The organism is Dietzia sp. DQ11-38-2 (genome assembly GCF_014145055.1).
In the GTDB taxonomy this organism is placed as follows: domain Bacteria; phylum Actinomycetota; class Actinomycetes; order Mycobacteriales; family Mycobacteriaceae; genus Dietzia.
The window spans coordinates 289-7,020 of record NZ_JAALDW010000131.1 but is presented as its reverse complement, the minus strand read 5'-3'; the positions used below and the strand labels follow the sequence as shown (position 1 = coordinate 7,020).

Sequence of the window (6,732 nt, the reverse complement as noted above, 5' to 3'; positions counted from 1 at the left end):
GGGTTGTACCCGAACGGCGGCCGCAGTCGCTCCTCGTAAGACCCCCAGTCGTCCTTGATGCCCGTGGGGAACTCGCCCTCGTGGACGGCGTTGCCCTGCGCGGTCGCCAGGACGGCGGACAGGATGCCGACCTCGACCGCGGTGGGGTTGCCGCGCACGACCCGGAAGAACGGTTCCGCCGGTGCCGTCGTCGCGTCCCCGCCCGCGCCCACCACCGGGTCCTGCTGCTCTGCGGCGGTCACAGCGGGATGTTCCCGTGCTTCTTGGCGGGCACCTCGACGACCTTGCGGTCGAGGAGGCGGAGTGCCTGGGCGACCTGCAGGCGCGTGTGCGACGGCGGGATCACGGCGTCGACGTACCCGCGCTCGGCGGCGACGTACGGGTTGACGAGGGTGTCCTCGTACTCGGCCTGGAGCTTCAGGCGCAGCGCGTCGACGTCCTCGCCGTTGGCCGCCGCCTGCTTGAGCTGGTCGCGGTAGACGAACCCCACGGCCCCCGACGCGCCCATCACCGCGATCTCGGCCGTAGGCCACGCCAGATTGATGTCCGCGCCCATGTGCTTGGAGCCCATGACGTCGTAGGCCCCACCGTAGGCCTTGCGGGTGATCACGGTGACCTTGCCGACGGTGGCCTCACCGTAGGCGTACAGCAGCTTCGCGCCGCGGCGGATGATCCCGTCGAACTCCTGTCCGGTACCCGGGAGGAAGCCGGGGACGTCGACGAGGGTGAGGATGGGGATGTTGAAGGCGTCGCAGGTGCGGACGAAGCGGGCGGCCTTCTCGGACGCCTTGATGTCCAGGCAGCCGGCGAACTGGGTGGGCTGGTTGGCCACCACACCGACGCTGCGGCCCTCGACCCGGCCGAAGCCCACGATCACGTTCATGGCGTACTGCGCCTGGGTCTCGAGGAACTCGCCGTCGTCGACGATGTGCGAGATGACCTCGTGCATGTCGTACGGGCTGTTGGAGGAGTCCGGGATGATCGTGTCCAGCTCGTGGTCGTCCAGGGTGAGGTTGTCCTCGATCGCGCCCTCGATCGGCGGGACCGGGAACCGGGGGGCCTCGGCACGATTGTTGCTGGGAAGGTAGGACAGCAGGTCCTTGACGTAGTCGAGGGCGTCCTGCTCGTCGCTCGCGGTGTAATGGGAGACGCCGGACTTGGTCATGTGGGTGGTGGCGCCCCCCAGTTCCTCCTGGGTGACCTCTTCCCCGGTGACCGTCTTGATGACGTCCGGACCTGTGACGAACATCTGCGAGGTCTTGTCGACCATCACGGTGAAGTCCGTGAGGGCGGGGGAGTAGACGTGGCCGCCGGCGGAGGGGCCCATGATCAGGGACACCTGGGGGATGACCCCGGACGCCTGGACGTTGCGGTGGAAGATCTCGCCGTAGAGACCGAGGGAGACCACACCCTCCTGGATGCGGGCACCGGCGCCGTGGTTGATACCGATCATCGGGCGTCCGGTCTTGAGCGCCAGGTCCATGACCTTGACGATCTTCTCGCCGTAGACCTCTCCGAGCGAGCCGCCGAAGACGGTGGCGTCCTGCGAGAACACGCAGACGCTGCGGCCGTCGATGGTGCCGTACCCGGTGATGACACCGTCTCCCAGCGGCCGGCGCTCGGCCAGGCCGAACGTCGTGGCGCGGTGGCGGGCGAGGGCGTCGATCTCCACGAACGAACCCGGGTCGAGGAGGTTCTCGATCCTCTCGCGGGCCGTCATCAGACCCTTGTCGTGCATCCTGTCGATCGCGGCCTGTCCCATCGGGGCACGGGCTTCGTCGAGGCGCCGACGCAGTTCGGACAGTTTCCCGGCGGTCGTGTGGATGTCGGGCGTCGCAGCGTCGGTCGGGACGTCGTCACTCACGTCCGGTTCTGAGGCAGTCGTCATGTTGTAAGACTCTAACGACTCGGCCGGATCCGTGACGACGTGACCCGGCATACTGCCCCGCACCGGCGGCGCCGTCGGGCGGGGTTCGGACCTACTCTGGTCCTCGTGCACGCAGACACCGGACCCGGATCCCCGCGCCCACTCGACGCCGAGGCCCTCCGGCGTGCGCTGGTCGGGACGCCGGACGCGCCCTACACCTCACTCGAGGTGCTCGAGGAGACCGGCTCGACCAACGCCGAGTCGATCGAGCGTGCGGTACAGGGTGCGGCGGACCGCAGTGTGCTCCTGGCCGAGTACCAGGCCGCCGGTCGGGGACGACTCGGGCGGACGTGGACGGCGCCGCCGCGGACGCAGGTGGCGCTCAGCGTCCTGCTGCGTCCCGGCGCGGTCTCGCCCGCCCTGTTCGGCTGGCTTCCGCTGGTCACGGGGTTGGCCGTTCGCGACGGTCTGGTGACCGCGGGCGGGGTGGACGCCACCCTGAAATGGCCCAACGACGTCCTCGTCGACGGGAGCAAGATCGCGGGGATCCTCTCGGAGATGACGACCGTGCCCGCGGAGGGCGACTTCGACCTCCGACTACCGGCGCTGGTGGTCGGTCTGGGGATCAACGTGACGCTCACCCGGGAACAGCTGCCCATCCCGCACGCCACCTCGCTCGCTCTCGCCGGTGGTGTCACCGACCGCGACGCCGTTGCGCGGGCGGTCCTCGAGGCCCTGGCACGCCGGCACGAACAGTGGCGCGGATGCGAGAGGGGGAGCGGGTCGACCATCTCGGACGAGCTGCTGGCCGAGTACTCGGACGCCTGCTCGACGCTCGGTGCCGAGGTGCGCGTCCTCCTTCCGGGGGACGTCGTCCGGACCGGTCAGGCCGATCGTGTCGACAGGGAAGGCCGCCTCGTCGTCGTCACCCCGGAGGGAGAGGTGGCGGTGGCCGCCGGGGACGTCACCCACGTCCGCCCCGCCGACGACCGGTGGGGCGGCTGACCCGTGGGGTTCGTCCGTTCGGTTCTCGCGCCGGGGGAGACGCTGCTCGTCCACAGTCACCCGCACTGGCGGGCGCTCGTGCGTCCCGGGTTGGTGACGGTGATCGGCGCCGGTCTCGCCGGGATCGCCGGGGGATTCATCGAGACGCAGGTGGTCCACGCCGGCGACCGCGCCGCCACCTGGGCGATGGTGGCCGGGGTCTACCTCCTCGTGGTCCTGCGTTTCGGCCTGTGGCCCGCGCTGCGGTGGGCGCGCACCGATCTGGTGGTGACCGACGAGCGGGTGCTCTACCGGCCGGCGGGGTCGACACGACGGTGTGTCGACGTGCCACTGCGCCGGATCAGTGCGGTGCGGTTCCGGCACACGCTCACCGACCGGGCGCTGGGCACGGGGTGCCTCATCCTCGAGTGCGGGTACCTGCCGCCGGTGGAGATCGACCACGTCCCCGGTGTGGCGCGAGTCCACGCCGCGGTCTACGACGAACTGCTCCGGTTGCCGCCCGTCCCCCCGCCCGGGCCATCCGTCGCCCCGCCGCGCTCCCGCTGGGGCCTGCCGGGGCGTCGGTGACCCGGCGCCCGTACGTGAGAACATGGACCCCGTGAACGACGACTCGCGCATCCGCCGCAATCCACTCGGTTCGCCCGTCGTGGCGATGATCGGGGGTGGCCAGCTCGCCCGCATGACACACCAGTCGGCGGTGGCTCTCGGCCAGACCCTCCGCGTGCTCGCCGCCGACCCGCAGGATCCGGCGGCACAGGTGACGCCCGACGTCGTCATCGGCGCCCACGACGACCCCGACGCGGTCCGCGGTGTCGCGGCCGGCGCCGATGTGATGACCTTCGACCACGAGCACGTCCCCCCGGAGATCCTGGTGGAACTCGAGTCCGCCGGGGTCGCGGTCCGGCCCCGGGCCTCGGCACTCATCCACGCCCAGGACAAGCTGGTCATGCGTCGGGCGCTCGCGGAGATCGGCGCACCCGTCCCGCCGTTCACGGCCGTGGACTCGGTCGAGGACGTGCGGCGCTTCCACGACGAACAACAGGGGCGGATCGTCCTCAAGTCCGCGCGCGGCGGTTACGACGGTCGTGGTGTGTGGATGCCGGAGTCGGTCGAGCAGGCCGAGCGGATCGCGCAGGAGCAGCTGGACGCCGGAGTGCCGATGATGGCCGAGGCGCGGGTGCCGTGGACACGGGAACTCTCCGCGCTCGTCGCGCGGTCGCCGTTCGGCCAGGGTGCGGTGTGGCCCGTGGTGGAGACGGTGCAACGGGACGGCATCTGCGCCGTCGTGGTGGCACCCGCCCCCGGGTTGCCCGACGATCTCCGGTCCGCGGTGCAGGCCACTGCTCTACGCCTGGCGGAGCACCTCGACGTGACCGGGGTGATGGCGGTCGAGCTCTTCGAGGTCATCGGCTCCGACGGTCGCCCGGGAGTGCTGGTGAACGAGTTGGCCATGCGTCCGCACAACTCCGGGCACTGGACCATGGACGGAGCCACCACCAGTCAGTTCGAGCAGCACCTGCGGGCCGTTCTCGACTATCCGCTCGGGTCCACCGTCCCGACCGCCCCCGTGACCGTGATGGCCAATGTCCTCGGTGCCGCGGAGACGCCCGAGATGAGCATGGACGAACGGGTCCACCACCTCGGGGCCAGGTTCCCCCACGCCAAGGTCCACCTCTACGGCAAGTCCGAGCGGCCCGGACGCAAGATCGGACATGTCAACGTGCTCGCCGACCCCGGTATCGACCCGGATGACCCCGAGCAGGTGGACACGGTGCGTGCGGTGGCCGAGCACGCCGCCCACTGGCTCTCCCACGGGGAATGGGCTGACGGCTGGGACCCCCACACGGGGCCGCCGGTCGGGGACTTCGACCGCTGACCCCATTTCCTTTCGACGGAGAGGCATCGCAATGACCACACCATCCGGCGGGCCGCAGGTCGGCCTGATCATGGGAAGCGACTCGGACTGGCCCACGATGGAGGCCGCAGCGGAGGCCCTGGCCGAGTTCGGCATCCCCTTCGAGGTGGGGGTGGTCTCGGCGCACCGGACCCCGCAGAAGATGCTGGACTACGCCCGCTCGGCGGCCGGGCGGGGGATCCGGGTGGTGATCGCGGGTGCCGGTGGCGCGGCGCATCTGCCCGGGATGGTCGCCTCCGCGACCGCGCTGCCGGTCATCGGTGTCCCGGTGCCCCTGAAGCACCTCGACGGGATGGACTCGCTGCTGTCCATCGTGCAGATGCCGGCCGGGGTGCCCGTGGCCACCGTGTCGATAGGCGGCGCGCGCAACGCCGGGCTCCTGGCGGTCCGGATCCTCGCCGCCTCGGACGCGGAGCTCCGGTCGCGGATGGAGCGGTTCCAGGCGGATCTGGAGGCGATGGTCGAGCGCAAGGACGCCGCGCTCCGCCAGAGACTGCTCGGCTGAGCCCCGGGGGATCCCGTCCGCCCGAGTCCCGGCGAGTCTGGTCGGCGGGGCCCCGCCGCCAGGGCAAGGGGGACGGTGCCCGACTGGTAACTTGGGTGGTCGGGCGCGGCACGTCAGGCCCCGCGGCGAGAACGGCGGAGAAGTGGCGCCGTCGGGATCGCCGGGAGGTGCCCCGGACGGTGTCCGCCGCGCGATCAACACTGACGATTCCCTCTTGGAGGACCGCACATGTCCGGTAACCCCGACTTCGACCTGTACCAGCCCGCGGAGGAGCACGAGGAGCTCCGCGCGGCGATCCGCGCGCTCTCGGAGAAGGAGATCGAGCCGCACGCCGCGGACGTCGACGAGAACGAGCGGTTCCCGCAGGAGGCGCTCGACGCCCTCAACGCCTCGGGGTTCAACGCGGTCCACGTGCCGGAGGAGTACGGCGGACAGGGCGCGGACTCCGTCGCCGCCTGCATCGTCATCGAAGAGGTCGCGCGCGTCTGCGGTTCCTCGTCGCTGATCCCCGCCGTCAACAAGCTCGGCACCATGGGCCTGATCCTCGCCGGCGACGAGGACCTCAAGCAGAAGGTTCTGCCCGGTATCGCCGAAGGCGCCATGGCCTCCTACGCGCTGTCCGAGCGCGAGGCGGGGTCCGACGCCGCGGCCATGCGCACCCGCGCCCGCCAGGACGGAGACGACTGGATCCTCAACGGGGGCAAGGCGTGGATCACCAACGGCGGCAAGTCCACCTGGTACACCGTCATGGCCGTCACGGACCCGGAGAAGGGGCCCGGCGGGATCTCCGCGTTCATGGTGCACGCGGAGGACGAGGGATTCGGCGTGTCCAAGACCGAGAAGAAGCTCGGGATCAAGGGCTCACCCACCGCGGAGCTGTACTTCGAGAACGTCCGGATCCCCGGTGACCGGATCATCGGCGAGCCGGGCACGGGATTCAAGACCGCGTTGCAGACGCTGGATCACACCCGCCCCACCATCGGTGCCCAGGCCGTGGGTCTGGCGCAGGGCGCGCTCGACGCGGCGATCGCCTACACCAAGGAGCGCAAGCAGTTCGGCAAGGCGATCTCGGACTTCCAGAACACGCAGTTCATGCTGGCCGACATGGCGATGAAGGTCCAGGCCTCGCGTCTGATGGTGTACACCGCCGCCGCCAACGCCGAGCGCGGCAGCGCACCGGGCGGACAGAAGCTGGGCTTCATGGCCGCGGCGTCCAAGACGTTCGCCTCGGACGTCGCGATGGAGGTCACCACCAACGCGGTGCAGCTCTTCGGTGGCGCCGGGTACACCCGTGACTTCCCGGTCGAGCGCATGATGCGCGATGCCAAGATCACCCAGATCTACGAGGGCACCAACCAGATCAACCGCATGGTCATGGCGCGTCAGCTGCTGGCCTGAGCTGAGCTGAGCTGGGCTGGCCTGAGCCGGGCGGGCCTGAGC

The 6,732-nt window shown here is 70.5% G+C and carries 7 protein-coding genes; 5 read left to right on the top strand and 2 right to left on the bottom strand.

The window, feature by feature from the left end; genetic code table 11:
* Both G6026_RS17875 and G6026_RS05140 read right to left on the bottom strand, forming a co-directional pair.
* Nucleotides 1-242, bottom strand: a 242-nt coding sequence (locus tag G6026_RS17875; RefSeq protein ID WP_347238070.1) for an acyl-CoA carboxylase subunit epsilon, incomplete at its 3' end; no start/stop codon positions are given.
* Nucleotides 239-1,888, bottom strand: coding sequence for an acyl-CoA carboxylase subunit beta (locus G6026_RS05140; RefSeq protein WP_107755922.1), 1,650 nt, complete (start codon nucleotides 1,886-1,888; stop codon nucleotides 239-241). The genes G6026_RS05140 and G6026_RS17875, both read right to left, overlap by 4 nt.
* A gap of 105 nt (nucleotides 1,889-1,993) precedes the next feature.
* Between G6026_RS05140 and G6026_RS05135 the strand changes: the two genes are divergently transcribed.
* The 5 genes from G6026_RS05135 to G6026_RS05115 all read left to right on the top strand — a co-directional run bounded on the left by G6026_RS05135 (nucleotide 1,994) and on the right by G6026_RS05115 (nucleotide 6,690).
* The gene (locus G6026_RS05135) at nucleotides 1,994-2,872 is read left to right on the top strand and encodes a biotin--[acetyl-CoA-carboxylase] ligase (RefSeq protein ID WP_182612415.1); all 879 of its coding nucleotides are present in this window, start codon (nucleotides 1,994-1,996) and stop codon (nucleotides 2,870-2,872) included.
* 3 nt (nucleotides 2,873-2,875) lie between these two features.
* On the top strand, nucleotides 2,876-3,439 hold the full coding sequence (locus tag G6026_RS05130) for a PH domain-containing protein (RefSeq protein ID WP_182612414.1): 564 nt from the start codon (nucleotides 2,876-2,878) through the stop codon (nucleotides 3,437-3,439).
* Between the two features lie 22 nt (nucleotides 3,440-3,461).
* The gene (locus G6026_RS05125; protein ID WP_182612413.1) at nucleotides 3,462-4,748 is read left to right on the top strand and encodes a 5-(carboxyamino)imidazole ribonucleotide synthase; all 1,287 of its coding nucleotides are present in this window, start codon (nucleotides 3,462-3,464) and stop codon (nucleotides 4,746-4,748) included.
* A gap of 31 nt (nucleotides 4,749-4,779) precedes the next feature.
* A complete protein-coding gene (gene purE / locus G6026_RS05120) occupies nucleotides 4,780-5,292 on the top strand; it encodes a 5-(carboxyamino)imidazole ribonucleotide mutase (protein WP_107755926.1) in 513 nt (170 codons plus the stop codon).
* Between the two features lie 228 nt (nucleotides 5,293-5,520).
* Nucleotides 5,521-6,690, top strand: coding sequence for an acyl-CoA dehydrogenase family protein (locus G6026_RS05115; RefSeq protein WP_107755927.1), 1,170 nt, complete (start codon nucleotides 5,521-5,523; stop codon nucleotides 6,688-6,690).
* Nucleotides 6,691-6,732: the final 42 nt, after the last annotated feature.